27 protein-coding genes are annotated in these 24,670 nt (G+C 48.5%); all 27 read left to right on the top strand.

What is annotated here, in order from left to right:
- The first annotated feature begins 7 nt into the window (after nucleotides 1–7).
- Nucleotides 8–784: a LysM peptidoglycan-binding domain-containing protein gene (locus SCACP_RS15375; RefSeq protein ID WP_425058366.1), complete on the top strand. Its 777-nt coding sequence runs from the start codon at nucleotides 8–10 to the stop codon at nucleotides 782–784.
- The gene (locus SCACP_RS15370) at nucleotides 781–1,863 is read left to right on the top strand and encodes a phage late control D family protein (protein WP_425058365.1); all 1,083 of its coding nucleotides are present in this window, start codon (nucleotides 781–783) and stop codon (nucleotides 1,861–1,863) included. Before SCACP_RS15375 ends, SCACP_RS15370 begins: the two co-directional genes overlap by 4 nt.
- Nucleotides 1,864–1,866: 3 nt before the next feature.
- Nucleotides 1,867–2,280 carry a phage baseplate assembly protein V gene (locus SCACP_RS15365; RefSeq protein ID WP_425058364.1) on the top strand — a complete coding sequence of 138 codons (414 nt, stop codon included), beginning with the start codon at nucleotides 1,867–1,869 and terminating at the stop codon, nucleotides 2,278–2,280.
- A 9-nt stretch (nucleotides 2,281–2,289) separates the two neighbouring features.
- Nucleotides 2,290–2,610, top strand: a complete 321-nt coding sequence (locus SCACP_RS15360) for a PAAR domain-containing protein (protein WP_425058363.1) — start codon at nucleotides 2,290–2,292, stop codon at nucleotides 2,608–2,610.
- Between the two features lie 12 nt (nucleotides 2,611–2,622).
- The gene (locus SCACP_RS15355) at nucleotides 2,623–3,033 is read left to right on the top strand and encodes a GPW/gp25 family protein (RefSeq protein ID WP_425058362.1); all 411 of its coding nucleotides are present in this window, start codon (nucleotides 2,623–2,625) and stop codon (nucleotides 3,031–3,033) included.
- Nucleotides 3,026–4,129 (top strand): baseplate J/gp47 family protein, encoded by a 1,104-nt coding sequence (locus SCACP_RS15350; protein ID WP_425058361.1) that lies wholly within the window; start codon nucleotides 3,026–3,028, stop codon nucleotides 4,127–4,129. The genes SCACP_RS15355 and SCACP_RS15350 overlap by 8 nt, the downstream gene beginning before the upstream one ends.
- On the top strand, nucleotides 4,119–5,420 hold the full coding sequence (locus tag SCACP_RS15345) for a putative phage tail protein (protein ID WP_425058360.1): 1,302 nt from the start codon (nucleotides 4,119–4,121) through the stop codon (nucleotides 5,418–5,420). Before SCACP_RS15350 ends, SCACP_RS15345 begins: the two co-directional genes overlap by 11 nt.
- A gap of 12 nt (nucleotides 5,421–5,432) precedes the next feature.
- Complete coding sequence (locus SCACP_RS15340; RefSeq protein ID WP_425058359.1) at nucleotides 5,433–7,100, top strand: hypothetical protein; 1,668 nt, start codon at nucleotides 5,433–5,435, stop codon at nucleotides 7,098–7,100.
- Between the two features lie 12 nt (nucleotides 7,101–7,112).
- Nucleotides 7,113–7,481: a hypothetical protein gene (locus SCACP_RS15335; RefSeq protein WP_425057606.1), complete on the top strand. Its 369-nt coding sequence runs from the start codon at nucleotides 7,113–7,115 to the stop codon at nucleotides 7,479–7,481.
- Nucleotides 7,478–8,566: an SUMF1/EgtB/PvdO family nonheme iron enzyme gene (locus tag SCACP_RS15330; protein ID WP_425058358.1), complete on the top strand. Its 1,089-nt coding sequence runs from the start codon at nucleotides 7,478–7,480 to the stop codon at nucleotides 8,564–8,566. The genes SCACP_RS15335 and SCACP_RS15330 overlap by 4 nt, the downstream gene beginning before the upstream one ends.
- 76 nt (nucleotides 8,567–8,642) lie before the next feature.
- Entirely contained in the window at nucleotides 8,643–8,978 is a 336-nt protein-coding gene (gene avd / locus SCACP_RS15325; protein WP_425058357.1) for a diversity-generating retroelement protein Avd, read from the top strand.
- A 305-nt stretch (nucleotides 8,979–9,283) separates the two neighbouring features.
- Nucleotides 9,284–10,390 (top strand): reverse transcriptase domain-containing protein, encoded by a 1,107-nt coding sequence (locus SCACP_RS15320; RefSeq protein ID WP_425058356.1) that lies wholly within the window; start codon nucleotides 9,284–9,286, stop codon nucleotides 10,388–10,390.
- A complete protein-coding gene (locus SCACP_RS15315; protein ID WP_425058355.1) occupies nucleotides 10,390–10,746 on the top strand; it encodes a hypothetical protein in 357 nt (118 codons plus the stop codon). Before SCACP_RS15320 ends, SCACP_RS15315 begins: the two co-directional genes overlap by 1 nt.
- 15 nt (nucleotides 10,747–10,761) lie before the next feature.
- Nucleotides 10,762–11,319, top strand: coding sequence for an N-acetylmuramoyl-L-alanine amidase family protein (locus SCACP_RS15310; protein ID WP_425058354.1), 558 nt, complete (start codon nucleotides 10,762–10,764; stop codon nucleotides 11,317–11,319).
- 1 nt (nucleotide 11,320) lies between these two features.
- Nucleotides 11,321–11,503: a hypothetical protein gene (locus tag SCACP_RS15305; protein ID WP_425058353.1), complete on the top strand. Its 183-nt coding sequence runs from the start codon at nucleotides 11,321–11,323 to the stop codon at nucleotides 11,501–11,503.
- A gap of 1 nt (nucleotide 11,504) precedes the next feature.
- Entirely contained in the window at nucleotides 11,505–12,158 is a 654-nt protein-coding gene (locus SCACP_RS15300) for a hypothetical protein (RefSeq protein ID WP_425058352.1), read from the top strand.
- 85 nt (nucleotides 12,159–12,243) lie between these two features.
- Nucleotides 12,244–12,984, top strand: coding sequence for a DNA-methyltransferase (locus SCACP_RS15295; RefSeq protein ID WP_425058351.1), 741 nt, complete (start codon nucleotides 12,244–12,246; stop codon nucleotides 12,982–12,984).
- Between the two features lie 173 nt (nucleotides 12,985–13,157).
- Nucleotides 13,158–15,884, top strand: a complete 2,727-nt coding sequence (locus SCACP_RS15290) for an ATP-binding protein (RefSeq protein ID WP_425058350.1) — start codon at nucleotides 13,158–13,160, stop codon at nucleotides 15,882–15,884.
- Between the two features lie 46 nt (nucleotides 15,885–15,930).
- Nucleotides 15,931–17,013 carry a response regulator transcription factor gene (locus SCACP_RS15285; RefSeq protein ID WP_425058349.1) on the top strand — a complete coding sequence of 361 codons (1,083 nt, stop codon included), beginning with the start codon at nucleotides 15,931–15,933 and terminating at the stop codon, nucleotides 17,011–17,013.
- Between the two features lie 303 nt (nucleotides 17,014–17,316).
- Nucleotides 17,317–18,564, top strand: a complete 1,248-nt coding sequence (gene urtA, locus SCACP_RS15280) for an urea ABC transporter substrate-binding protein (RefSeq protein ID WP_425058348.1) — start codon at nucleotides 17,317–17,319, stop codon at nucleotides 18,562–18,564.
- A gap of 134 nt (nucleotides 18,565–18,698) precedes the next feature.
- Nucleotides 18,699–19,613, top strand: coding sequence for an urea ABC transporter permease subunit UrtB (gene urtB, locus SCACP_RS15275; RefSeq protein ID WP_425058347.1), 915 nt, complete (start codon nucleotides 18,699–18,701; stop codon nucleotides 19,611–19,613).
- A 23-nt stretch (nucleotides 19,614–19,636) separates the two neighbouring features.
- Nucleotides 19,637–20,725 carry an urea ABC transporter permease subunit UrtC gene (urtC, locus tag SCACP_RS15270; RefSeq protein WP_425058346.1) on the top strand — a complete coding sequence of 363 codons (1,089 nt, stop codon included), beginning with the start codon at nucleotides 19,637–19,639 and terminating at the stop codon, nucleotides 20,723–20,725.
- 61 nt (nucleotides 20,726–20,786) lie between these two features.
- Complete coding sequence (gene urtD / locus SCACP_RS15265; protein WP_425058345.1) at nucleotides 20,787–21,542, top strand: urea ABC transporter ATP-binding protein UrtD; 756 nt, start codon at nucleotides 20,787–20,789, stop codon at nucleotides 21,540–21,542.
- Nucleotides 21,535–22,227 (top strand): urea ABC transporter ATP-binding subunit UrtE, encoded by a 693-nt coding sequence (urtE, locus tag SCACP_RS15260; RefSeq protein WP_425058344.1) that lies wholly within the window; start codon nucleotides 21,535–21,537, stop codon nucleotides 22,225–22,227. Before urtD ends, urtE begins: the two co-directional genes overlap by 8 nt.
- A gap of 21 nt (nucleotides 22,228–22,248) precedes the next feature.
- Nucleotides 22,249–22,572, top strand: coding sequence for an urease subunit gamma (locus SCACP_RS15255; RefSeq protein ID WP_425058343.1), 324 nt, complete (start codon nucleotides 22,249–22,251; stop codon nucleotides 22,570–22,572).
- Entirely contained in the window at nucleotides 22,569–22,934 is a 366-nt protein-coding gene (locus SCACP_RS15250) for an urease subunit beta (RefSeq protein WP_425058342.1), read from the top strand. The genes SCACP_RS15255 and SCACP_RS15250 overlap by 4 nt, the downstream gene beginning before the upstream one ends.
- A 2-nt stretch (nucleotides 22,935–22,936) precedes the next feature.
- Nucleotides 22,937–24,643 (top strand): urease subunit alpha, encoded by a 1,707-nt coding sequence (gene ureC / locus SCACP_RS15245; RefSeq protein WP_425058340.1) that lies wholly within the window; start codon nucleotides 22,937–22,939, stop codon nucleotides 24,641–24,643.
- The last annotated feature ends 27 nt before the right edge of the window (nucleotides 24,644–24,670 follow it).

Here is a 24,670-nt window from a genome sequence, read left to right as displayed (position 1 = left end):
TGAGCGGGTGAGTCAAAATGTGAATTTAGGCGATATTGTCATTGATATTCCGCCGGAGCGAAAGATTGAATTTGTCGGCCCCCGCGCGCTGGCTAAGTATGATGTGCCTGGCTACCGTCCCGGTTATCAGGATATGGGACAGGAAGAACGGACCTGCCGGTTTAGCGGTGTAATCGACGGCGAAGGCGCGCTAAGTAAGGCGAACAATATTCAAAAGTTGATGGATAAGGGCGAGGAAATCAAATTCTTGTACGGAGAGATCAGCGTCAAGGTGTTGATCCGCCGTTTTGATTTCCAGTACTATCGCAGCGACCGGGTGCGTTATGATATTGAACTTGTGCAGGTGGCGGACCTGGAGCTACAGCCGATGAACCAGGTGCAGGCCGCGCGGGGGAAAGTCAGCGACCGGTTTGATCCGCTCAGTAAGCTGACCAAGGCGCTGAATGATATCAACAACTTTACAAGCGGGCTTAATCATGACGTGTGGAAAGTCAAAAGCATCATCAATAAGGTGATTGCGACCAAGAACTATATCGTGCGGCAAGGGGACAGCCTACGGCGGATTAGCACGCAGCTTTTTGGGACGCCGCACAAATGGAGGTCGTTAGCCCGGCTGAACGATCTGTCGGGGCCGAATATCCCGGCGGGTCTGCGAAATTTGCGCATGCCGTCAAGCATGGGGGAACTCCTAGAGTATGAACGCCTGTTTGACCTCTATGTCGTGAAAAAGCGCCCGGCCATTAAGGCTGTGTATAAAGGCGGCGGCAGGGGGACGACGCAATGAAGGCCCCGCGGTGCTGGATTGAAATATATAATCCGGATACTCAGGAGCCGGTTGCAGTCCGCTGGACGGATATCCTGGATGTGTCAGTCGAGAATACGTTATACCTGGCCGCTGATTCTTTTGAAATCGTTTTGCGCAATGACCAGTTGCTGTCCGACTGGCTGCGCAAAGAGCAGGAAATCCGCATTTGGCTGGGCTATGTTAAAAATGCATCCGAGTGGGACAAGAGCGAACTGACACACGTTTTTACCGGCAAGATCGACGGAGTACGGCCGAATTTTAACATGCAGATGACGGTGCAGCTTTTGGGCCGGGATTATTCGGCTCCGCTCCTGGACAGCGAATTCAACCTGGCCTTTGCCGAGCGCACTTCGTCTCAGATTGCGCAAATCCTGGCGGAAAAACGGGGCTTGACTCCCAAAATCACGGACACGGAAGTCATTATTGAAAAGGATTTGTACCAGGATAAAAAAGAGTGGGAAGTGCTGCAGGCGCTGGCCGACCGAGAGGGCTTTGTCTGTTATGTGACCAAGGAAAAGGAATTGTATTTCGGTCCGCGCAGCGATGATGATGAAACGGTTGTGGCTGAACTCAAATACCGGCAAAAAGAAAAGTCGAATGTAATCAGCATTAATTTTGACGACAGCATGGTCGGCGTGATTAACAAGGTGGTTGTACGGCATTGGGTTGGCAAGCACAAGCGGCTGGTCGAGGCGGAGGACCACAATCAGGACTTGATTGACAAGTATGGAGAGAAAGTACGGATTGTGTACGACTCAAAGGCCAAAACCGATGAACTTGCCAAAGCGCAGGCGACGAAGCGCCTCAAGGAATGGTCCAGAGCGGTTGTGACGGCGGATGAAGTGCGTGTTGTCGGTGACCCGGCAATTTCGGCGGAAAAGATGGTTGATATCGAGGGCTGCGGGCGTTTCGACGGAAAGTATTACATTGACCGGGTACGCCATGTTTACCAGAAAAGCGAGGGGTACCTGTGCGAGCTCAATATTACCAGCCAGCGCCCGGACAGCGCGGCGCAATACCGGCAGGACCTGTATAATTACCAGGAGAAAAAGGCGTAGGTGATGGATATGCGAAAAGGCATCGGTCAAAACAGCACGGCGCAGACCGGCATTGTAACCTCCGTAAATGCGCAAAGCTACCGGGTGAAGGTGCACTTATCGCTGCTCGACATAGAAACCGACTGGATACGGGTCTGCAGTTTCTACGTGGGCAACGGCTGGGGATTGGTAAGTTTGCCCCATGTAGGCAATGAGGTGGTAGTGACTTTTCTAAACGGAGATTTGAATGACGGCGTAGTGACCGGCATTTTATATTCGGAAGGAGCCGACGTGCCGCCCGATGGGGCGGAGCACCCGGCTCTTTTTCATGAGTCGGGGTCTAAAATCGTGCTGGGACATAACGGCGATATTGTGATTGAAGCCAGCGGGAATTTGTATTTGCGGGGGGCAAACGTGCACATCAATGATGACAGGTAGGTGAGAAATATGCCAGCAGTCACAAGACAGGGGGACAACACCACGGGGACTTGCAATGTAGGGTTGCCCTGCTGCCCCCATGGCCGTTCCGGCACAAACCAGGTGTGCAGCCCTAATGTATTTGTCAATGGTAAGCCGCTGCACCGGATGCAGGATACCGGGCCGACAAATTGCCCGCACGGCGGTACTTTTGTTTCCGTGGAAGGCTCGCCCAGTGTGTTTGTCAACGGCCAGGCCGTGACCCGCTTGGGAGACCGGACGGTATGCGCAAAGTGCGGGCAGTCCGGCAGCCATGCGGCCGGTTCGCCGAATGTATTTGTCAATGGCTAGGGAGGAGATGAGTTGAAGAATGAACAGTTAGGCGTCGATATCCGCCTGGGCGCGGATGATGAATTTGTTGTATCGGATACGGGAGATTTGGCCGGGGTCGATGATATTGAAAACGTCCGGCAGGCACTCATCTTGCGGCTTAATACGCCCAAAGGCGATTTGTGGGCGCACCCTGAGTATGGCAATGGCGCTTATGACATTTTGAGCGAAGGCATGAGCGATGATTTCCTGGCGCGGGCGCTGGATGCCATACGCGAGTGCGTGAACCAGGAGCCGCGTGTCCGGCTGATTGACATTACCCAAGAGGTATATCATGAGGACCGCATGGTTATCTATACTTTGCGGTATGAAATCTTAAATGATACCCGGACGGACAATTTAGTCTTTACCATCGACGTAAAGCGGGTGATGGAAAGTGTTTAAGACATTCGCGGAAATTCTGCAAGCTTTGTTTGATTATATCATCAACACAGGCACGAGGAAGATTACCGACTTTAACCCCGGCAGCCTGGTGCGGACCATATTGGAAGCGGTGGCGGCAGTCATTGAAGACTGCTATTTTTTATTGGAAACGCTGGCGGATAAGTATTTTGTGCTGTCGTCAGAGGGAGAGTGGCTGGACAAACGGGTCCAGGACTATGGCATGCAGCGCAAGCCGGGCACGAAGTCGGAGGGAACCATTGCGGCGGGGCGCGATTCCCCTGCTCCTTTTAGCTGCCGCATTCCGGCCGGTACGCTGTTTCAGTCCGAAGGCGGCGTTGAGGTTGTAACGCTGGAAGCGGCGGTGTTGAATACCGGGGAATTGAGCGTTGAAATACCGGCGCAGGCTGTCAATGTCGGGAAGGACGCGAATTTCCCGGCGGGCACGGTTTTGAAACAAGCCGGAATTGCCATTACCGGCATTGAATGGGCAAAAGTGGTCCGGATGGAAGGCGGCGAAGATACCGAGTCGGATGACGACCTCAAGGCCCGGTTTTTAGAGCGCATGAGAAACCCCGGAACGTCGGGGAATATCGCGGATTATGTGCAATGGGCGCGGGAGGTTGCGGGCGTAACCGCTGCGCACGTTGTGCCGATTTGGGACGGTCCCGGCACGGTCAAAGTGATTGTGTTAGGCCCGGACAAAAAGCCGCCCAGCGCCAGTATTGTGCAAAGCGTCCAGGACTATATTGCGCCGAACAACAAGGGGGAACGGAAAGCGCCCATCGGCGCGACCGTGACGGTGGTGGGAGCGGCGGCGGTTGTGATTAACATTGAGACAACGGTGCTGCTGGACAACACGCAGAACATTGCCCTTGCGACTTTGCAAGAGAACTTCACGGCAGCGGTAGAGGATTATTTGAACAAAATGGCCTTTCAGGCTGATGTGCTCCGGTACTCCAGGGTTAGTTCGCTGCTCCTGGACCAGGCGGGTGTGATTGACTATATTGATTTTACAATCAATGGAGAGACGGCGAATATAAGCTTATCCGCTGATGAGGTGGCGGTGCTGGGGGAAGTGAAGCTCTATGTTGCCTAAAGTGGCGGAGGATATTCGCAATTATTTGCTCAGCCGGTACCGGGACAATGCGATAGCGCGGGTTCTGTCCGGCGCGATCGGCGACCAGGTTGACCTTCTTAAAGAGGCGGCTTATGCCGTGCTGTACCGCTTTTGTGTAGGGACGGCGGATGAGTATGGCGTGGTTCAGTGGGAGAAGGAATTGGGGCTTGTGCCGCCGGTTGATGCCAGCCTGGAGCTGCGCAAGGCGTTAATTAAAGCCAAACTCTTGCGGCCGCCAACGATGACGCCGGAGCAAATTGAGGCGATTGCCAACTGTTTTCTCCGGAATGAAAAAGCCACGGTGATGGAGCTGCCTTTGTCCTACGCTTTTGTTATTCAGGTGCCGCTGAGCGCTGAAGTGTGGCTGCCCGAGTTAAAACAGGCCATATACGAATCACGACCGGCGCACCTAGATTTTGCCGTTGTCGCCATGCCGGAACGTATATTGCTGCTGAATGCGGGCGGCGGTGTCCAGGCTGAAACGATTGACTTGTCTTATGTCGAACGCCGCCAATATGTGGTTTTTACCGATGGCCGCTTGAATGCCGCGGGGAATGTGGCAACTACGGTTGTAGATACCGGATGGAATGAAGTTGTGAGGCAGCCGGTGTATGTTGGCGACCGGCTGAATGCAAGGCAGCGCGCCGGTTCTATGCGGCTGAATAATGCGCCGCTGGTGGTGCGTACGGAAACGGTCCGGCATCCGGGCACCAAAAAAGAAAGCCGTTTTGTCGGGATGGGGTATGCATTGAACGCCATAGGCCGGACGACCTCGGTTATGGTTGATGCCGGATATGACAAGCTGGTTACGGAATTCCTGTTTGCCGGGGGACTGGTCAATAAGGGAAAGATTGTGACCAATGTCCAGACGGTCACGCAGGACCGACCGGGCACAAAAGTTGTTTTCCAGGGTACCCGGCTGAATGGCAAGGCTGTCTTTCGCCTGAATAACGCCCAGTCGCAGGTGGTGGTTACGAACACTCCGGAAACAAAGTCCGTCCGGACTAATGGTTTCGCGGGTCCGGCATTCGTGTTGTGTGGCCCGCAGGGGCTAAACAACGCGCAAAGCGTTACCGTGCAAAGCATTGTGCATGTTCCGGAATGGAAGGAGCTTGTTAAGCGGGAGGATGGGCACGTAATCAACTGTGTGAAATCGCGGAAAGAAACGCTAGAAATACCTCACCCCAAATATGAGGTGCGGAAAAAATACAATCCGAACGTCGGCATGCTGCTCAACAGCAAACCGTCGCTCGGCTATATAAAACTATAGGAGGCGAACTGCTTGGCTGAAAAAATAGTCAAATACCAGGGCGATACTACGCTGCGCGAACTGTGGGCAAACGGGCCGCAGGTAAGTTCTGGCGTATCTCGGCTCTTGGACCCTACCGGGCGAAGCTTTTCTGCCGTCATGTGGCAGCAGGGCAAACCGCCCTTGGACTCGGAATTGAACCTGACCCAGCAAATTCAAAACCATTTAAGAGCGGAAATGCTCCGGGCCTTGCTGCCGTCCGGAATTTTGCAAATGGATGTGCAGACCGGCATTACTTCTCCTGTCAATTGCATCCGGATTATAAACGCCACTGCGGCTGTTTCCGGCTGGCTGGCGCGGCTGAATGGAGCTAACCGGACCGATGATGCCAGCGATATTATTTTCCCGCAGGCTCCGTACACCGGCACACGCTACGACCTGGCCTTTGCCGAATTCTGGTTTGAGGAAGTGGCCCCCGCTGCTTCACCGGAGGTTGACAGCGAAGATGTATACCGGTATGGCGGCGTCAACTCCGGCACATTAGCGAATGATATTCAAGACCCGATTGCCGGGGATGAGACTACCCGCCGCCTGCAATTCCGCTGGCGTTTGCGCACGGTTGCTGATGTGGACTTTACCACATACCCCGAGGGCGTAAACCATACGGCGCGCGTCAAGGCGCAGGGCGGTAATGCCAGCGAAACAAATTATTCTTTTGCGGCTTCATCGACTGACTCTCACCTGTTTATAGCGGGCGATGGCACGGCGGCTGCCTGCAGCGCTCTTTCGTGCGCGACCGGCTACGTCTACGCGCTGGCCTTGTTCAAGGTAAAGCGGCGTAATCAGTCGGCATATTCAGCAGAAAACCCGGAAGGTGCTCCGGCCTACGGCGCTGCGAATACAACGCCCCGGCAGCTCTACCACAATGTCATCGTTTCGCAGGATATTGAGACAATCTTTTACCAGACAAGCGTGCGCGACCGGCTGCATCCGGAAATGGACTCTATGGCCGCTGTACTCTTGGAGGCCATGAGCGGCCTGCGCGGCATTAATCTGGAGCTTGAAAAGTGGAAGAAACAGCGGCTGCAGCAAGGCACGGTGGTCATTTACAACAAATTTGTCATTGACGGCGGTGTAATTAGCGCGGTGCCGGGCACGCGGAATTTACAGATTAGCCGCACAGGTACTTTCAATGCCGCTGCCGCATCGAAGATGTATATAGACGGAAAGATTGTGGTCATTCCGGACGAACAGACCAGTGTGGCCGCTGTACCGCCGAACGCTGGAGCAACCAGTCAAACTTATTATGCTTATGTGGATTATGACAACACGCAGCAACGATACCGGGTGTTTGTGGACCAGACTGTTCCGGAAGGAAAGTTAAAACTTTATCGTATTGTGGTACCGGCAGGCGACCAGGCGGCCAATTTAGACGCTTGCACTTTCTACAATGAGCGTCGCATTGAAGCGGCTTATACCTGCTTTTACACTACCCAGCCGTTTGCCCTGGTAAACATTCCCGGATTCTGGATGCCGGACGCGAATTACGACGTACAGCTTACCGTGGAAGATGCCAGCGATATGGGCCGCGTAGGCGAGCTAATTGTGTATGATAAAGCATACAACGGGTTCAAGGTGCGATCGACAGGCGCGGCCGACGCCATTCGGGTACGCTGGACCCTGATTAATCCTAATGCGTAGGAGGTCATGAATATGGTTATCAAAGAAATAAGCCCTGGTCAGAAAGCTCCTTGCGGTAACGAAGGTGCTTTAATTTTTGTTGGGACAGGTGAAAACACGGTAATGATTGATGCGGCCGAACGGCAGTCCGATCAGGAAGAGATTATCGATATCTATCAGGATAATATGGGCACCTTGGTTGAAGGGGAAAAAAGCCTGTGGTATGCGGCGACTATTATTATTCCGCCGCATCAGTACCACATGGTGGATACCGGACAGGTTGACGATCAGGGGCAGCCGGTATTAAACAAAGAGCAGTTGCCGCTTGACATGGACGCGGTTACAGTAGTGCTTTGGCCCCTTAACAAACCGCTGAACAATGAAGGAGGAGAAAACCAATGATTTATAGCATGAAGGACACCTATCGTCAATCGATTGAGGCCGCCAGCGGCGGTAAAAACACCGTTGTCTATGACGACAAAGGCAACCCCAGCATTATGGTCGTTATTCCGAAGTTTAAACTCAGTGATATTGACGCCACTTGGCCTTCTGACCCGCATCCGGCGTTTATTGTTGACGGCCGGGAAATGTCGGAAATCTATATTTCCAAGTTTCTAAACGTCGTGCGTGATGGCCGCGCGCTCTCTCTGCCGGGCCAGGACCCTGCCGTCTATGTCAACTTTGATACGGCACGCAATTATTGCACTGCCAAAGGACCGGGGTGGCATTTGATGACCAACGCGGAATGGGCGGCCATTGCCTTGTGGTGCTGGAAAAACGGATTTATGCCAAGGGGAAACAACAACTATGGGTGTGATCATTCGGCGACCTATGAACGGGGCAAAGAGACATACTTTGATACCGGCGCTGGTAAAACTGGTCGCACGGCCACCGGAAGCGGACCGGCATCCTGGTATCATGATAATACGCCTTTTGGCATTGCCGACTTGAACGGCAATGTGTGGGAGTGGAACGACGGGTTGAAACTTGTGGACGGCAAAATTTACGTTCACGGAACCGGCGGCGTAGCTATGAATAACTTCAAAACACAGAACGCCAGCCACGATGTCACTGGGTGGCTGGATACGGGCGCATATTATGATAACACCACTGCCGGAAATGGTAATCAAACCAGTGCCGATATTGGCGGCGACCCGATGATTAGTAACTCACGTGCTAATCCTATGTATACCACAGATCCATCTACTGATAGTTATTATGGTTATAGCACTGTGACATTCGAAAGTTTAACTGTTAAGTCGGGTTATACACCCCCGACGATGCTTAAACATCTTGGCATTCAACCACCCGGGGCTGGCCTCGGCAGTGATTATCTCTGGGTTAGTAACTACGGTGAGCGTATTCCGATCCGTGGCGGCGGCTGGAGCTACGCCGCGTACGCTGGCGTGTTCTCTCTTGGCTTGAATAGCGCCCGCTCGGATTCGACCTACGGCATCGGGTTCCGCTCCGCTTATATCCCTGCGTAATCTGGGTTTTGAATTTTGCAATCTGTCGGGACGGACGGTAGTCCGTCCCTGAATTTCCTGAAAAAGGTGAGTATTGGTGTCTGAACTAGCTATTTTGCAGAAAACATATGACATGCTTCAATTTCTCCACGAAAGCATTCGGCAATATCCTAAGAGTGAAAGACACACGCTAGCGGCAGACACAAAACAGGCCGCAACCGAATTGCTGAAACTATTTATTACGGCTAACAAGCGATATCACAAGAAGACAACACTGCAAGATGCGGATATTCAGCTTGAAATACTGCGCTATCATATCCGGCTGGGATATGATTTTAAGTTTTTGCCGATTAACCGCTATGAAAATCTAGCGAGGATGTTATCGGAAATTGGCCGCATGCTTGGCGGTTGGATAAAGGCTTTTAAGGTTTAAACATATTGGGGAGAATGCCGCAAAAATTCCGATCCGTGGTGGCAACTGGAACAACGCCGCGAACGCTGGCGTGTTCTCTTTGAACTTGAATAACGCCCGCACGAATTCGAGCAACAACATCGGGTTCCGCTCCGCTCTACCCTTTGTCAGAAGCCGGTAGCTCACGGGCTACCGGACAGTACATGGGGATAAAGGGGCATTCTTCCCTGCCTTACCTTACAGGCAAAAAACTAAAATGCCAGGCTGCAGCTAGTAATGTATTGAACGGTGCAGAACCTGGCCCCATTTAGGTGGGAGGTTGGATTTTGAAACGAATTAAAAATCTTTATGAAAGTATCTATGATTTTGATAATTTACTGCAGGCGTACTATATGGCGCGCAAGAGCAAGCGCTATAGAGAAGAAGTACTGCGATTTTCTAACAATCTTGAAGAAAACCTCATCACGCTGCAAAATGAGCTGATATGGCAAACATATGAAGTTGGCCGCTATCGCGAATTCTTTGTCTATGAACCCAAAAAACGATTGGTCATGGCTTTGCCTTTTCGGGACCGAGTGGTCCAATGGGCCATATATCGGCAGCTTAATCCGCTGTTAGAAAGGCGGTATATCAATACGAGTTATGCTTGCCGGGTTGGTTACGGCACGCACCGGGCAGTCAGCAAGTTGCAACAGTATTTACGGTTGTTTTCACGGACAAATCAACCGTTTTATGTGCTTAAGTTGGATATCAGTAAATATTTTTACCGGATTGACCATGATGTCTTGTTGTCAATCTTACGGCGCATCATAGCCGATGAGTGCTTGATGCAACTGTTTGAAACGATCATTCGCAGCGAAACAAAATTCGGTATGGAATTAGGCGACCATGATTTTGCGAAAGAGCGTATAGGAGACATTGGTATCCCGATAGGCAATTTGACCAGTCAAATGTTTGCAAACCTTTATCTTAATGAACTGGACCAATACTGCAAACATGTTCTTAAGACGAAATATTACGTGCGCTATATGGACGATGTCTGTATTTTGCATCACGATAAAAAGCATCTATGGGCTTTAAAGGAGAGCATTGAGCAGTTCTTAACCAATCGGCTCAAACTTACGCTGAACAATAAGACGACGATCCGCACTACTAATCAAGGGGTCGATTTTTGCGGGTACCGCATTTGGCCTACCCATATAAAACTTAGAAAGAAGACGGCATTGAAGATGAAACGCCGCATTAAACACTTACAAAAGCAGTACCGGAAGGGGAGGATTGATTTTGCGGGGTTTAATGCCAGCCTGAACAGCTATTTGGGCATCATGCAACACTGCAACAGCTACAAGCTGCGCAGGAAGTTGCTTGCATCAATTTGTCTCAGAAAGGAGGGGATGAACAATGTGGAAGAAAATCCGGAAGAAAGGAGGTAGTGATTTTGACCATTTCCACTGAACTGCAGGTGGTGTTACTGACTGTTGGCATATTGCTGGCAGTTAATTTTTTGGCCGTAATGCTGCATTTTCTGTATCGCTCGCTTACCGACAGTCCTTTGCATGACGCCATAAGGAGCGTTATATACGAGTTGGACAAGTTCGCTGATAACATGGAAAATTCACAAAAGCGATCAACGGCTATTCAAGAAATCAATTCACTGCTTGGATGGCGTAGAATTCTTGTTCCGGCCGCGCTCGTTGGATGGGTAATTGATATCGAAGTGGCGGCAATACGGAAGATGCAAAAAGCGACGAATACCCCGGATTTGCATGATGCCAGCAAAGATGTGTAAAGGGAGGTTTTGAGCATGAATGTATTCATTAATCCAGGACATGCGCCGAGTGGCATCCCGGACCCCGGCGCGGTAAATCCGCTCACGGGTTTGCGAGAATGCGATGTGGTGTTGGCGGTAGGAACTTTGGTTGACGGTTATCTCCGCGCTGCCGGTTGCGCTACGCAATTACTGCAAAGCGACTTGTTAGGCTATGTGGTGGGTGCCGCAAATTCCTGGGGGGCGGACGTTTTTGTTTCTATTCATTGTAATAGCGCTGCAAATACGGCGGCGCAAGGCACAGAAACATGGTATTGCCACGGTTCCCTTAGAGGTAAGGTGCTGGCTGAATGTATTCAACAGCAAATCGTCACTTCGCTGCCGGTTATTGACAGAGGACTCAAAGAGGCGACGCCTGGCGTAAACGGGTTATATGTACTATCAAACACCGATATGCCCGCTGCGCTGGTGGAGCTGGCGTTTATTTCTAATCCTGACGACGAGTGCATGCTGGCCGACCCGGCCGCGCAAGATGAATTTGCCCGCGCAATCGCTCGGGGCATTACTGATTATTTCGCAAAAGGAGGCTTATAAAATGGGTAAAATTGTAAACGGCTTAAAGGCTATAGGAGCTTGGTTCTTGGGGCAGGCTGATGTATTGGAGCGTGTTGACGATCAAATTAAGGAAGCCATTAACGTTCAAACCAAACGGGCCTTCCTTATCGGTGTCGCCGTGGGGTTACTTGTAGCGGCTGGCGCGCTGAAAGCGTTGGGATAAGATGAACGGATATGAAATAGTAAAAACCGGCCTTTGGCAACAATTTCGACGGCCGGTTTTTATTTTTCTTCTCATTTTATTATTCGTCGCGACAGCCTATTTCGCATATCAGAAATATGCTGAAACAGAAACTGCGCTGCGAGAAACCAAAGTAATCAACCAAAAACAGGCAACTGACGTTAACGCGCTACAAAACTTGCTCCAGGAAAGTAGACAGAATGCGCAAATGCTGGCAGATGCCGTAAAGCAGGCCCAGGCCGGGCAAAAACAGCCGGTAGTGAATTTTACTGTCCAGGCTCCTACGGTTGAACAGGCTGCCCAGGATACGGCAAGGCGTATTAATGAAAAAGACCCCACACTGCCGCCAGCAGCGCTGTCTCCCTCTGATAGAACATTGACTGTTCCGCAGCAAGTCAAGCAGCCTGCCGGGACTCAGGAATGGCAGGTCGGTGTTTATAAGGTCAATAACTATCGAAACTTGGAATGGTCTGCCGGGTTCGGCCAACACGGCGGCGACCGGTACATTCCGGTACAATTGCAGAGAAACTTTAGTAAAGATGCTGCGCTTTCTTATGAGCAGCATTTTGGCGGCAAGGAATCGGGTTGGGAGATCAAATACACGGTGAAAACCGATAAACTACTTTTCTTATTTTAGGCAAATCTATTCAGTCCTCCCGGCACCTGTAACGGTGTTCCGGGAGGATTTTTAGTCTTTTACCGCATAGATAGGAGATGTTACAATGAATAAAATTATTAACGCAGACTGTCTTGAAGCAATGCGATATATAGATAATCGCTCCGTTGATATGATACTGTGCGACTTACCGTACGGGCGAACAAATTGCTCGTGGGACAAAATAATAGCGTTTGATCAGCTCTGGGCACAGTATAAGCGGGTGATAAAAGATGACGGGGCAATCGTGCTGTTTTCTCAACAGCCGTTCACTACAGATTTGATTAACAGTAATCGCAAATGGTTTAGAGATGAATATGTATGGGAAAAATCGCGTGCGGTTGGCTTTTTGAATGCAAAGCGCATGCCGCTGCGTTGTCATGAGATTATTCTGGTGTTCTATAAGCACCTGCCGACATATAATCCGCAATTTACCCCAGGAGAGCCGTATAGCAGGAAGGATAGCGGCAAGTCGAATACCGATTTATATAAAGTAAAATGGAAGAAATGCGAAAACATCAATACGGGCACACGGTACCCGAGAGATGTTATCAGGATTACCGGCAAAGAGGATGGGCATTATCACCCTACCCAAAAACCGCTTGCATTAGCGGAATATCTAATCAAAACCTATACCAATCCAGGCGAATTGGTGCTTGATAATTGCGCTGGCTCCGGCACTACTTGCGTGGCGGCTATTCGCACAGGGAGAAACTTTATTGGCATTGAGAAGGATGCTGGATATGCCAAAATTGCTCAAGAACGTTGCATGAGAGCTATGCAAGAAAGAGAATTTGAAACTGCTTGAAAAAAACACCCCCGTTCGGTTTACGGCCGAGCGGGGGTGTTTTGATTTTTGGGTAACGTTATATATAATAGAAGGTAAGTTTATACAAAATGTTTTCGCAAAAAATGTGCGACTTTTTCGCAAACATTTTGCGCAGCTACAGTTTATCAGTAAACACCCAGAGGATTGATGGTATGAATTCTAAATTTGTCATCAAACAATCGACGATCAGTGCCTTGATGCTGGGAATATTCTTTTTCATCGCCATACTGCTTGGCAGCAGCATTATATATATGAATTCCAGTATAAAGGACGAGCGAATTGCCGAGCAGAGGAGAACGGAATTTAAGCAACTGGGCATTAATCTGGCTACCGCCTCCGACTACCTTACGGACGAGGCCAGAAAATATGCAGTGACAAAAGATGCTGTTCATATGAATAAGTATTGGGAAGAAATAAACATCACGCAAACGCGTGATAAGGTGATATCCCGGTTGGGTGAACTGAATTCGCCAAGCGAGGAGATGGCGCTCTTAGCGGAAGCCAAGAGAAATTCAGACGCCCTTGTGAACACCGAACGGCATTCGATGCGCCTGGTCCTGGAGGCGCAGAATGTCCCGGAACAGGATATGCCGCCGGAAGTTGCATCCTTTCACTTAAGCAGCGAAGATCAGCAACTTAGTGCGGACGAGAAACTGGCTAAAGCACGGAATATTATGTTTGATGCCAAGTATGACGCCGATAAGCGGAGTATTATGGGGCCGATTGCCCAATTTCAAACCATTATGAATGACCGTTTGGAAGCGGAACTGGAGGTGGCCCGGGAAGCGACAACGAAAGCGGCGATATTGCAGACCGTACTGGCCGTTATTATCATATGTGCAATTGCGGTGTTAATCAGAATCCTGTTTACTCAAGTCACCTCTCCGATCAATCATTATACGGAATTATTAAAAGTATTTTCGTTCCGTAATGAAAAATTCAGCCTGGTACCCGAGGGGTCGCTGGAACTGCGTCTGCTCGCGCAGACGTTCAACGAGTTGTCTAATTCATTTCAGGAAGAATTGGTCAAAAGAAAACAGGCCGAGGAAACCATGAAAGCTGCAAAAGATGAGGCAGAAATGGCCAATAATGCCAAAAGCGAGTTTCTTGCTCATATGAGTCACGAAATACGGACTCCTTTGAACACGATCATCGGTTATCATTATTTACTTGAAAATACCGCGCTTACCGCCAAACAGGCCGAGTACACGCAAAATTTGGGTATGGCCGCAAAAAACCTATTGGGAATTATCAATGAGATTCTTGACTTTTCAAAGATCGAAGCGCGTAAGATGGTTCTTGAGGCGGTCGATTTTGATCTGCACGATATGATCAAAGATCTTTGCAGTATCATGCAAGTGGAGGCGCGCCGCAAAAATTTGGATTTTGGCTTTGAGATTAAGCCGGATGTACCTCGTTATTTAAAGGGCGATACAACGAGGCTCAAGCAAGTGCTGTTAAATCTTCTTTCCAACGGAGTCAAATTCACGCATAGGGGTCGCTTGCATATTCTTGTAGAACTTCTGGAGCGGAAAGGCAGACAGGTGGTCCTTCGTTTTCATGTGGCCGATACCGGTATTGGCATACCGGAAGAGCAGATTCCGCAATTGTTTGAAGTGTTTACACAAGGGGATGCATCAACGTCGCGAAAGTACGGCGGAACCGGGCTTGGTTTGGCGATTTGCAAGAAAATAGTCGAACTCATGCAGGGAGAAATTCATGTTCAAAGCACAGTTGGCAAGGGATCAACCTTTAGCTTTACCGCGAAATTGGAACGCGCCGATTCTGTTCCCATTGTGCAAAAAGAAAATGAAGCGATCCGTCTTAAAGCAATTTTTGCCCGGAAAAAAGTGCTGCTTGTTGAAGATAATTCAATTAATCTTAAGATGACGAAAGAAATTCTTACCCATTTGGGCTTTGACACCGATATAGCCGGAAGCGGGTTTAAAGCAGTGCAAATGGCAGGGCAAAAGGAATATGATGCGATTTTAATGGATATACGCATGCCGGAGATGGACGGTTACGAAGCCACTCGTCGTATAAAAGCGTTAAAAGGCGAAAAAACCCCGCCGGTGATTGCCTTGTCGGCAGATGCGGTGGAAGGGGTTGCGGAAAAGGCCGGAGAAGCCGGCATGAGCGGTTATCTTACGAAACCGTTGAACCCCGTTAAGTTGATTGATGTTCTGAAGAAATATGTTTATATTGAGGATACGGCTGCCGCTGTTGCCGAAACGTATGCAGCAGATCCGGACAAGCAGGTGGATTTTGATTTTGAAAGCGGAATTCATCGAATAGGCGGGAAGATGGATGTCTACAGGGATATTCTTAAACAATTTATGTCGAATCATAGTGAGGATGCCGTAAAGCTGGAAAGACTGATTGCAGCGGAAAAATTTGAAGAAGCGCGGCAATTAGTACACACCGTCAAGGGGATTGCGGCAAATATCGGAGCGAATTCTCTGAAACAAGCATCTATGGAATTAGGGAAAGCGCTTCGCTATCCGGACAGACCGGCATTGAACGGAAAACTCAGGCGTTTTGCCATCGTTATAAGCGAAAGCTGCGACGCGTTAGGAAAGTTTATTGAAACTATCAGCGAGAAAACGCCGGCACAAGAGAGATTCGTTGACGACGCTAATGTCGAAGATCTTTTAGCACGGCTTTTGGGTTTGTTGGATGATGGAGATTCTGAGGCAAAACACCTTTTTGAGTCCTTAAAGCAGTATTTTGAAAATGTGTTGACGGAGGAAGAGTATCACTGGCTGCACGAAAAAATTTGTACATACAGTTTTGACGAAGCATCGCAGGAACTGAGGAGAATCATACAAAAACAAGGGTGTCACATTATTTTATGTAAAAATGAAGATGCGCAAGAGTAAAAAGCGTTTATTTTGCCTATCGAAGTAATGGGGGTTGCAGGCAACAATGTATAAGGTATTGATTGTTGATGATGACAAAACTGTAAGATATATGCTGAAGCGGTTCAAAAAGTGGGATGGTTATGGATTTTGCATTGCGGATGAAGCCTGTGATGGCAAGGAAGCTCTCAAAAAACTTTCATCCGGGTCTTTTGATCTCGTCATTACGGATATTCGCATGCCGGGAATGACTGGAATTGAGTTTTTGCACGAACTGAAAGTCAGGAAAATGGATATCTGTTTAATTCTCCTCAGTACGTACAACGACTTCGAATACGCACAACAAGGTATACGGCTGGGAGTATTTGATTACATGACCAAACCGGTGGATGACAATATTTTGAGTGAAGCGCTGGAGAGGGCAAGAAAACACTTGGACGAAAAAAAGTTGCTCCATTTGCGGCTGGAAAAAGAAAAGAAATTGATTGATGAAAGCCTTGCCTTATATTACCCCAAGAGCGAGGAAAAAAAGCTGGTGGATTTACTGTTTATGGGGAGCGACGAGGTGTTTGCCGAAGCTGAGAATATCTTTTCTGAACGGGTCCCGAGGTTGGACCAGGATTTGTTCAAAATCAGGATGTTGTTTGAAAAGATGACTCAAAATATCACAGAGGAAATTTATAAGGATTTCCCGTGGCTTGAGAAAATAGAAAGTATGACACTGAACATTGTATTCAACCATCTTAAAACAATTCGTGACGTCAAACTGGCGTTTTTGCGGTATATGCGCAATATGCTGGAAGTAATCAAAAAATATGAACTGCATCATAAAGACGGTATTGTAAAAAAGACCTGCCAGTATGTTATGGATCATGTCGAGGAAAACATTACCCTGGAGGATGTTGCCAATGAGGTACATGTAAGCAAAAGTTATATCGGAAAATTATTTAAGCAAAAAGCCGGCTACAATTTTACCGACTATGTGACGAAGGTCAAAATGGAGCATGCCAAAGCTCTTTTACGTACAGGAGACTATAAAAATTACGAGGTGAGTGAACGGCTCGGGTATAGCAGTCCGGATTATTTTTGTCGTTTGTTTAAGCAGTACAGCGGTTGCACTCCGTTGGAATTTAGAAAACAAGGATCATAGCAGTTGTTTTGTTCCGGTCAAGCCGTCCCGTAAGACGGCTTTGCACTTTTTTAGGGCAAAATTGCAGATTTGTGATGTTCATTTTCTCCTTATTAATCATTACAATATAGGTAAATCAAGTTTAATTTGCTAATCAAAACCAGCATAGGCGCTGTGAGTGATTCCGTCCATCCAGTCAAACGGGCGGACAGGATCATTCACGGCGCTTTTTGCTTGGTGTGTAGCGCGCTACCGGTAACCACACGGACATGATTATGGCCAACATCATGTCGAAACAAATGAACAGGTGAGAGGTGCAATGGTATGTGGAGTGACAATTTTAAAAAACTTAAGGGAAAAATTGCGGGTGTGATCCTGGCAACATTCCTGTTGTCAACCGTGCTATCAGGGTGTTCGTCATCAAAGCAGGCGGCCCAAAGCCCGGCAGCAGGAGATACCATTAAAGTAGGAATTTTGCATTCATTAAGTGGAACAATGGCAATCAGCGAAGTGTCGGTCAAAGACGCAGAATTGATGGCGATTGAAGAAATCAATGCAGCCGGTGGAGTGTTAGGGAAAAAACTGGAACCGGTTATTGAGGATGGTGCGTCCAATCCGGCGACTTTTGCCGAAAAAGCGAAGAAATTATTGCAAAAAGACAAAGTGGCAACAATATTTGGCTGTTGGACTTCTGCCAGCCGCAAGGCCGTTCTGCCGGTAGTGGAAGATAACAAGGGATTGCTCTGGTATCCGGTTCAGTACGAAGGCATGGAAGCATCTCCTAATATTTTCTATACAGGCGCTGCGCCTAACCAGCAGATTGTTCCTGCAGTGGAATGGCTGCTTCAGAATAAAGGCAAAAAGTTTTTCCTGATTGGTTCTGATTATGTATTCCCAAGGACCGCCAATAAGATTATCAAAGCGCAATTGCAGGCCATGGGCGGTGAGGTAGTTGCCGAAGAATATACTCCGCTCGGACATACCGACTACAGTACGATTATCAACAAAATTAAGGCATCCAAGCCGGATGTGGTGTTCAATACGTTGAATGGTGACAGCAATGTGGCCTTCTTTAAACAATTAAAGGACGCGGGCATTACTTCCAAAGATCTTACGACCTGTTCCGTGAGCATTGCCGAAGAGGAAATACGCGGTATTGGCGCGGACAATATGAAAGGGCACCTTGTTTCCTGGAACTACTATCAAACAACCGATACACCGGAAAATAAGGAATTTGTAAAGAAATATAAGGCAAAATACGGCGCTGACCGTGTAACTGACGACCCTATTGAAGCTGCATACATTCAAGTCTATTTGTGGGCGGAAGCAGTGAAAAAAGCAGGATCCACCGATGTCGACAAAGTGAAGGAAGCTGCAAAAGGATTGGAATTCAAAGCGCCTGAAGGTTTAGTAAAAATTGAGGGAGAGAATCAGCATCTGTGGAAGCCTGTACGTATTGGCGAGGTTACGGAGGACGGGTTGATCAAGGAAGTTTGGAGTACAGGAAAGACAATTAAGCCTGATCCGTTCCTCAAAGCCTACGAGTGGGCCAAGGCACTCGGCAACTCATAGTATTGCATGAAACAATCGAAACAATCCGGTTTGGACGGTACAGGTATCCAGTCTACCTGTACCGTTTGTAACCGGGGTGTTGCGACAGTTCTTTCTGATCCGAAAGATGCATCTTTTAGAAAGGTGGTGGTCGAATGGACACGTATATCATTCAGATTTTTAACGGAATCAGCGTGAGTTCAATATTCGTACTGGCAGCCTTGGGACTCGGTATTACCTTCGGGCTGATGAAAGTCATCAATATGGCGCATGGTGAGTTTATCATGATTGGGGCGTATGTTACTTATTTGCTCCAGAATTTCTTTCTTACACAGATGGATAAAAGTATTTTTGACATCTATTTCTTATTGGCAATGCCGGCTGCATTTATAATCGCCGGGATCATGGGACTTATTCTGGAAGTGACAGTAATACGGCATCTTTATGGAAGACCGTTGGATAGCATGTTGGCAACTTGGGGAGTTAGTCTGGTTTTGCAGCAACTGGCAAGGAGCGTTTTCGGAGCGCCCAATGTGGATGTGAGAAGTCCGGCCTGGCTGAATGGGGGGCTTATTCTCAGCCAGGGCCTGCAATTTCCGTATAAGCGTTTGTTTATTATCGCACTGGTCGTTGTGTGCATGATTGGCGTCTTTTGGCTTCTGTATAAAACGGCCACCGGCAGGCGCATCCGGGCGGTGATGCAGAACCGTGATATGGCCGCGAGCCTGGGGATCAACGCCCGCAAGATTGATGCCTATACATTTGCGATCGGCTCAGGACTGGCGGGAATTGCAGGGTGTGCTCTGACGTTGATGGGGTCTATCGGCCCTTCTTTAGGAACCGCTTATATTGTCGATACTTTTATGGTGGTGGTTCTTGGCGGCGTAGGGACGCTCTGGGGCATTGTCACAGGCGGATTGGTTATTGGCACATCAAATACAACGTTTGAATTTTTCACTAATACGTCCTGGGGAAAAGTTCTTGTATTTTTGCTGGTTATTCTGTTTCTGCAATGGAGACCGAAGGGACTATTTACAATCAACAGCCGGTCACTGGATGATCAGGCATAAGTGTAGCAAAGGAGGTGCATGTCTTGAATGTTCTCGGTCGGATTCAATCCAAACGAAATATAATCTTTATATTCATTGTTGTTATGTTGAGCATAGCGCCTTTGTTTTTATCGGATTTTAGGGTAAATCTTCTGGGAAAATTTATCGCCTATGCCATTCTGGCGCTGGGCATCGACTTAATATGGGGATATACCGGTATTTTAAGTCTGGGTCATGGTGTGTATTTTGGACTTGGTGCCTACTGCATGGCCATGTATTTAAAACTGGAAGCCGCCCGTGGGAAAATTCCCGATTTTATGTCCTGGAGCGGCCTGGAGACGCTTCCCTGGTTCTGGCAGCCATTCTCCAGCGGAACTTTTTCTCTTACTATGGCGATTTTGCTGCCTGCCTTTTTGGCGTTTGCAGTTGGCTATTTAACATTTAAGAACCGCATTCGCGGCGTTTATTTCTCGATTTTATCACAGGCATTAGCCATTATTTTTGTAGTGCTGTTCGTGGGGCAGCAGGCTTATACCGGTGGCACAAACGGGATAACGGATTACAAAAGCGTGTTTGGTTTTCCGTTATCCATTGATACAACTCAAATGGCACTTTATTACGTGTCCATTGTGCTTCTTGTTTTAACCTATGCTTTATGTAACTTCTTAATTGAAAGAAGAATCGGCAAAATTCTTGTTGCGATTCGGGATGGGGAAAATCGGGTGCGGTTTTCCGGATACAATCCAACGAGTTACAAAGTGTTTGTATATTGTTTGTCCGCGGCTATTGCAGGAATAGCCGGTGCCATCTATGTACCGCAGGTAGGCATCATTTCTCCCGCCGAAATGGGGATTGTACCGTCCATCGAAATGGTGATTTGGGTTGCCATCGGCGGGAAAGGAACGTTAATCGGGTCCATCATTGGCGCAATTCTTGTGAATGCGCTAAAGAGCGGTATCAGTGAAAGTTTTCCGGATGTTTGGTCCTATTTCATCGGGTTTGCCTTTATTGCTGTCGTTTTGTATATGCCTGCCGGTATTGTCGGTTTGGTGCAAAACATGGCGGAAAAATTCAAACGCAAATCTACACAATGTAAGAATGGCATGATGGAGAAGCCTAATAAGGCAGCTTGAGCGGACGTATGGAATACTTAAAATGACCTAAGGCTTCATGATTGGAGAAGGTGGTGGGGTTATGGAAACTATACTGCAAATCCAGGATCTTACGGTGAATTTTGATGGATTCAAGGCGGTTGACCATGTGAATACCAAAATAGAGAAAGGGGAAATTCATTTTTTCATTGGACCGAACGGTGCGGGCAAGACGACGCTGCTGGATGCCATTTGCGGACGGGTAAAGCCAAAAACCGGCAGCATCCTTTTTACAGGCGGAGTGGACGTTACGCAGTATTCCGAAAATGAAATTGTCAATATCGGCATTGGCAGGAAATTTCAGGTTCCTTCTGTATTTACCGGTTTGACAGTGCAAGAAAACATGGAACTGGCAGCAGTGAAAAACCGCTCCTTGTTTTCTTCCATTTTCCATAAAACAAACAAGGAGCAAGAAGAGCTTATTGACGATATACTGGACACAATCGGGCTGTATGGAAAAAAACATCAAAATTCAGCCGCTTTGGCTCACGGTGAAAAGCAATGGCTCGAAATCGGCATGCTTTTGGCACAAAAACCCAGGCTCATGCTGCTGGATGAACCGGTTGCCGGGATGGGAAGAGCCGAAACGGAGAAGACAGGCGAACTGCTCAAAAAAATTGCCAAGGACTGCACGATGATTGTTGTCGAGCATGACATGGAATTTGTCAGGGATTACTCAAGCAAAGTAACGGTCCTCCATGAAGGTGCGATTTTGGACGAAGGCAGCATGGCGGATGTTCAGAAAAACCAGAAAGTAATCGACGTTTATCTTGGACGGGGTGGGGAACGGGATGCTTGAGGTCAGCAATCTTGACGCCTATTATGGCGAAAGTATCATTTTAAATCACATCAATGTAAGTGTGCCTGATGGAAACGTGGTATGCCTGCTGGGGCGCAACGGTGTAGGAAAAACTACGTTTTTAAAGAGCATTATGGGGTTGGTAAAGACGCCGGCGGGAAGCATTCAGTTTGACGGCAGGGAAATCATTTTTCAGCCAACTTACCTGAGAGCGCGGCAAGGCATTGGGTATGTACCGCAGGGACGGGATATTTTTCCTCAGTTGACGGTGGAGGAAAACCTTTTGCTCGGCCTTGAAGTATGCGGGGGCAGTGGCAACATTGGAGAAAAGGTCTATGAGTTGTTTCCCGTCCTTAAAACGATGCTGAAGCGAAAGGGCGGCGACTTGAGCGGCGGACAGCAGCAGCAGCTTGCCATTGCACGGGCATTGGTTTCAGAACCAAAACTGCTGATCCTCGATGAACCGACAGAAGGGATACAACCCTCGGTAATACAGGATATAGGCAATGTAATTAAACGTTTGAAACGCGAAGGCAACATTACCATTTTAATTGTTGAGCAGTATTTGGAGTTTGTCATGGATGTTTCCGATTACTATTATGTCATGGATAAGGGATGCATTGTCATGGATGGGGCAACAACGGAATTGAATCAAGACGAAATTCAAAAGCGGATAGCAATTTGATTCATATTGGGAGGTTATACCATGCATCTGAGTCCGACTGAAAAGGACAAATTATTGATTTATACCGCCGGGCAAGTGGCGCGCGACCGGCTGAATCGCGGTTTGGCATTAAACTATCCGGAAGCGGTTGCTTTTATTACCGCCGAACTATTGGAACGCATCCGCGACGGGTATACTGTGGCGCAGCTTATGGAGATGGGTACTAAAATTCTTACCAGGGACCAGGTTATGGAAGGGGTTCCGGAAATGATTGACGAGATTCAGGTTGAGGGAACCTTTCCGGACGGAACAAAATTGGTCACTGTTCATCATCCGATTCGTTTGACGGGGGAGGAGACTCAATGATACCGGGAGAGTTGCGATTGGCAGAGGGAAACATTGAAGCCAATGCCGGTCTTCCTGCTAAAAAAGTGAGCGTTCAAAACACCGGAGACCGTCCTATACAGGTCGGGTCGCACTTTCACTTTTTTGAGGTGAACCGGTATTTGGCTTTTGACAGGGCGGCAACCTGGGGGATGCGGTTGAATATTCCTGCAGGCACCGCCGTGCGGTTTGAGCCTGGGGAACGCCGTACTGTGGAACTTGTTGCTTTTTCCGGAAAAGGACCGTGGTTTGGGGCCAATAATTTAACGGCAGGCAGTTTGGATAAAAAGCAATGTGTTGAAAAAGCCAAACAACAGGGGTTTATTCAAGAAGAGGAGGGATAGCAGTGGCTCTAATCATGTCACGCCGACAACATGCCGATATGTACGGACCAACCACCGGCGACAAAATTAGGTTGGCTGATACACAGTTGTGGGCAGAAATAGAATCCGATCTAACCCGGCCGGGAGATGAAGCCAAGTTCGGCGGCGGCAAAGTGATCCGCGACGGTATGGGGCAAGATCCGCAAGCCTTGGATGAGGCTATGGATTTAGTCATTACCAATGCAGTGATTATCGACTACCAAGGCATTATAAAGGCCGATATTGGTATTAAGGAGGGCCGGATTTTCGGTATCGGGCAAGCGGGCAATCCGAAAACGATGGCCGGTGTGAATATTCCTATCGGTGCCGGAACGGAAGTCATTGCCGGTGAAAACTATATTGTCACGGCAGGCGGTATTGATACTCATATTCATTTTATCTGTCCGCAGCAGGTGGAAACGGCTATTGCGTCCGGTATCACTACGATGCTGGGGGGGGGAACCGGCCCCGCCGCGGGAACCAATGCCACCACATGTACACCGGGTGAGTGGAATCTATTCCGGATGCTGCAGGCTGCGGAAGCATTTCCTATTAATATGGGCTTTTTTGGCAAGGGCAATAATGCGTGTCCGGAACCCTTAATTGAACAAATTAAAGCGGGAGCCATCGGTTTGAAATTGCACGAAGACTGGGGTTCGACTCCGGCGGCCATTGATTGTTGTTTACGGGTTGCCGATGCATATGATGTCCAGGTGGCGATTCACACCGACACCTTAAATGAAGCCGGTTTTGTTGAGGATACCATCGCTGCCATTGCGGGGCGTACCATCCATACTTTTCATACCGAAGGGGCGGGCGGGGGGCATGCGCCCGATATTATAAAAGTGGCTTCTCTTGCTAATGTATTGCCGTCATCAACCAACCCGACACGGCCCTTTACCGTCAATACGTTGGAAGAACATTTGGATATGTTGATGGTCTGCCACCATCTTGACAGGAAGGTGCCGGAAGATATCGCTTTTGCCGATTCGCGTATTCGTCCGGAAACCATTGCGGCTGAGGATATTTTGCATGATATGGGCGTTTTATCCATGATGTCGTCCGATTCCCAGGCTATGGGGCGGGTGGGTGAAGTCATCATCAGGACCTGGCAGACGGCACATAAAATGAAGATTCAGCGCGGGCCGCTGGCGACGGATTGTGAGCAAAACGACAATAACCGCATTAAGCGTTATATAAGCAAATATACCATTAATCCGGCGATAACCCATGGAATCAGCCATATTGTCGGTTCGGTGGAAAATGGGAAATTAGCGGATCTTGTGTTATGGAGTCCCAAGTTTTTCGGAGTGAAGCCGGCAATGGTGATTAAAGGCGGTTTTATTATGCAGGCGGCCATGGGGGATGCCAACGCTTCCATTCCCACGCCGCAGCCGGTCATTCAGCGTCCGATGTTTGCCGCTTTCGGCAAAGCAATTGCAAGTTGTTCGGCAACCTTTATCTCACAAGCTGCCGATCCGGAAATACTTCGGAAGAATTTGAAATTGGAAAAATCCCTTGTTGCTGTAAAGAACTGCCGGAATATTGGCAAGGCGGATATGAAACATAATTATGCGACACCGCATATTGAGGTTGACCCTGAAACTTACCAAGTCAGGGCCGACGGGGAAGCCCTTGTCTGCGAACCCGCTCAGGTGCTGCCGCTTGCCCAGCGCTACTTTATGTTTTAATTTATCGATATAAAGATATTAAAGTTG

The organism is Sporomusaceae bacterium ACPt (assembly GCA_041428575.1).
Classification (GTDB): domain Bacteria; phylum Bacillota; class Negativicutes; order Sporomusales; family Sporomusaceae; genus Sporomusa_D; species Sporomusa_D carbonis.
The sequence above is the reverse complement of the archived record's forward strand: the minus strand, read 5'-3'. Positions and strand labels throughout refer to the sequence as shown.

What these genes read in the sequence shown, in the direction of transcription:
- SCACP_RS15370 (WP_425058365.1), top strand. Translation starts at nt 781, where the DNA reads ATGAAGGCCCCGCGGTGCTGGATTGAAATATATAATCCGGATACTCAG.
- SCACP_RS15365 (WP_425058364.1), top strand. Translation starts at nt 1,867, where the DNA reads ATGGATATGCGAAAAGGCATCGGTCAAAACAGCACGGCGCAGACCGGC.
- SCACP_RS15360 (WP_425058363.1), top strand. Translation starts at nt 2,290, where the DNA reads ATGCCAGCAGTCACAAGACAGGGGGACAACACCACGGGGACTTGCAAT.
- SCACP_RS15345 (WP_425058360.1), top strand. Translation starts at nt 4,119, where the DNA reads ATGTTGCCTAAAGTGGCGGAGGATATTCGCAATTATTTGCTCAGCCGG.
- SCACP_RS15335 (WP_425057606.1), top strand. Translation starts at nt 7,113, where the DNA reads ATGGTTATCAAAGAAATAAGCCCTGGTCAGAAAGCTCCTTGCGGTAAC.
- SCACP_RS15330 (WP_425058358.1), top strand. Translation starts at nt 7,478, where the DNA reads ATGATTTATAGCATGAAGGACACCTATCGTCAATCGATTGAGGCCGCC.
- SCACP_RS15310 (WP_425058354.1), top strand. Translation starts at nt 10,762, where the DNA reads ATGAATGTATTCATTAATCCAGGACATGCGCCGAGTGGCATCCCGGAC.
- SCACP_RS15305 (WP_425058353.1), top strand. Translation starts at nt 11,321, where the DNA reads ATGGGTAAAATTGTAAACGGCTTAAAGGCTATAGGAGCTTGGTTCTTG.
- SCACP_RS15300 (WP_425058352.1), top strand. Translation starts at nt 11,505, where the DNA reads ATGAACGGATATGAAATAGTAAAAACCGGCCTTTGGCAACAATTTCGA.
- SCACP_RS15295 (WP_425058351.1), top strand. Translation starts at nt 12,244, where the DNA reads ATGAATAAAATTATTAACGCAGACTGTCTTGAAGCAATGCGATATATA.
- SCACP_RS15290 (WP_425058350.1), top strand. Translation starts at nt 13,158, where the DNA reads ATGAATTCTAAATTTGTCATCAAACAATCGACGATCAGTGCCTTGATG.
- SCACP_RS15285 (WP_425058349.1), top strand. Translation starts at nt 15,931, where the DNA reads ATGTATAAGGTATTGATTGTTGATGATGACAAAACTGTAAGATATATG.
- urtA (WP_425058348.1), top strand. Translation starts at nt 17,317, where the DNA reads ATGTGGAGTGACAATTTTAAAAAACTTAAGGGAAAAATTGCGGGTGTG.
- urtB (WP_425058347.1), top strand. Translation starts at nt 18,699, where the DNA reads ATGGACACGTATATCATTCAGATTTTTAACGGAATCAGCGTGAGTTCA.
- urtD (WP_425058345.1), top strand. Translation starts at nt 20,787, where the DNA reads ATGGAAACTATACTGCAAATCCAGGATCTTACGGTGAATTTTGATGGA.
- urtE (WP_425058344.1), top strand. Translation starts at nt 21,535, where the DNA reads ATGCTTGAGGTCAGCAATCTTGACGCCTATTATGGCGAAAGTATCATT.
- SCACP_RS15255 (WP_425058343.1), top strand. Translation starts at nt 22,249, where the DNA reads ATGCATCTGAGTCCGACTGAAAAGGACAAATTATTGATTTATACCGCC.
- SCACP_RS15250 (WP_425058342.1), top strand. Translation starts at nt 22,569, where the DNA reads ATGATACCGGGAGAGTTGCGATTGGCAGAGGGAAACATTGAAGCCAAT.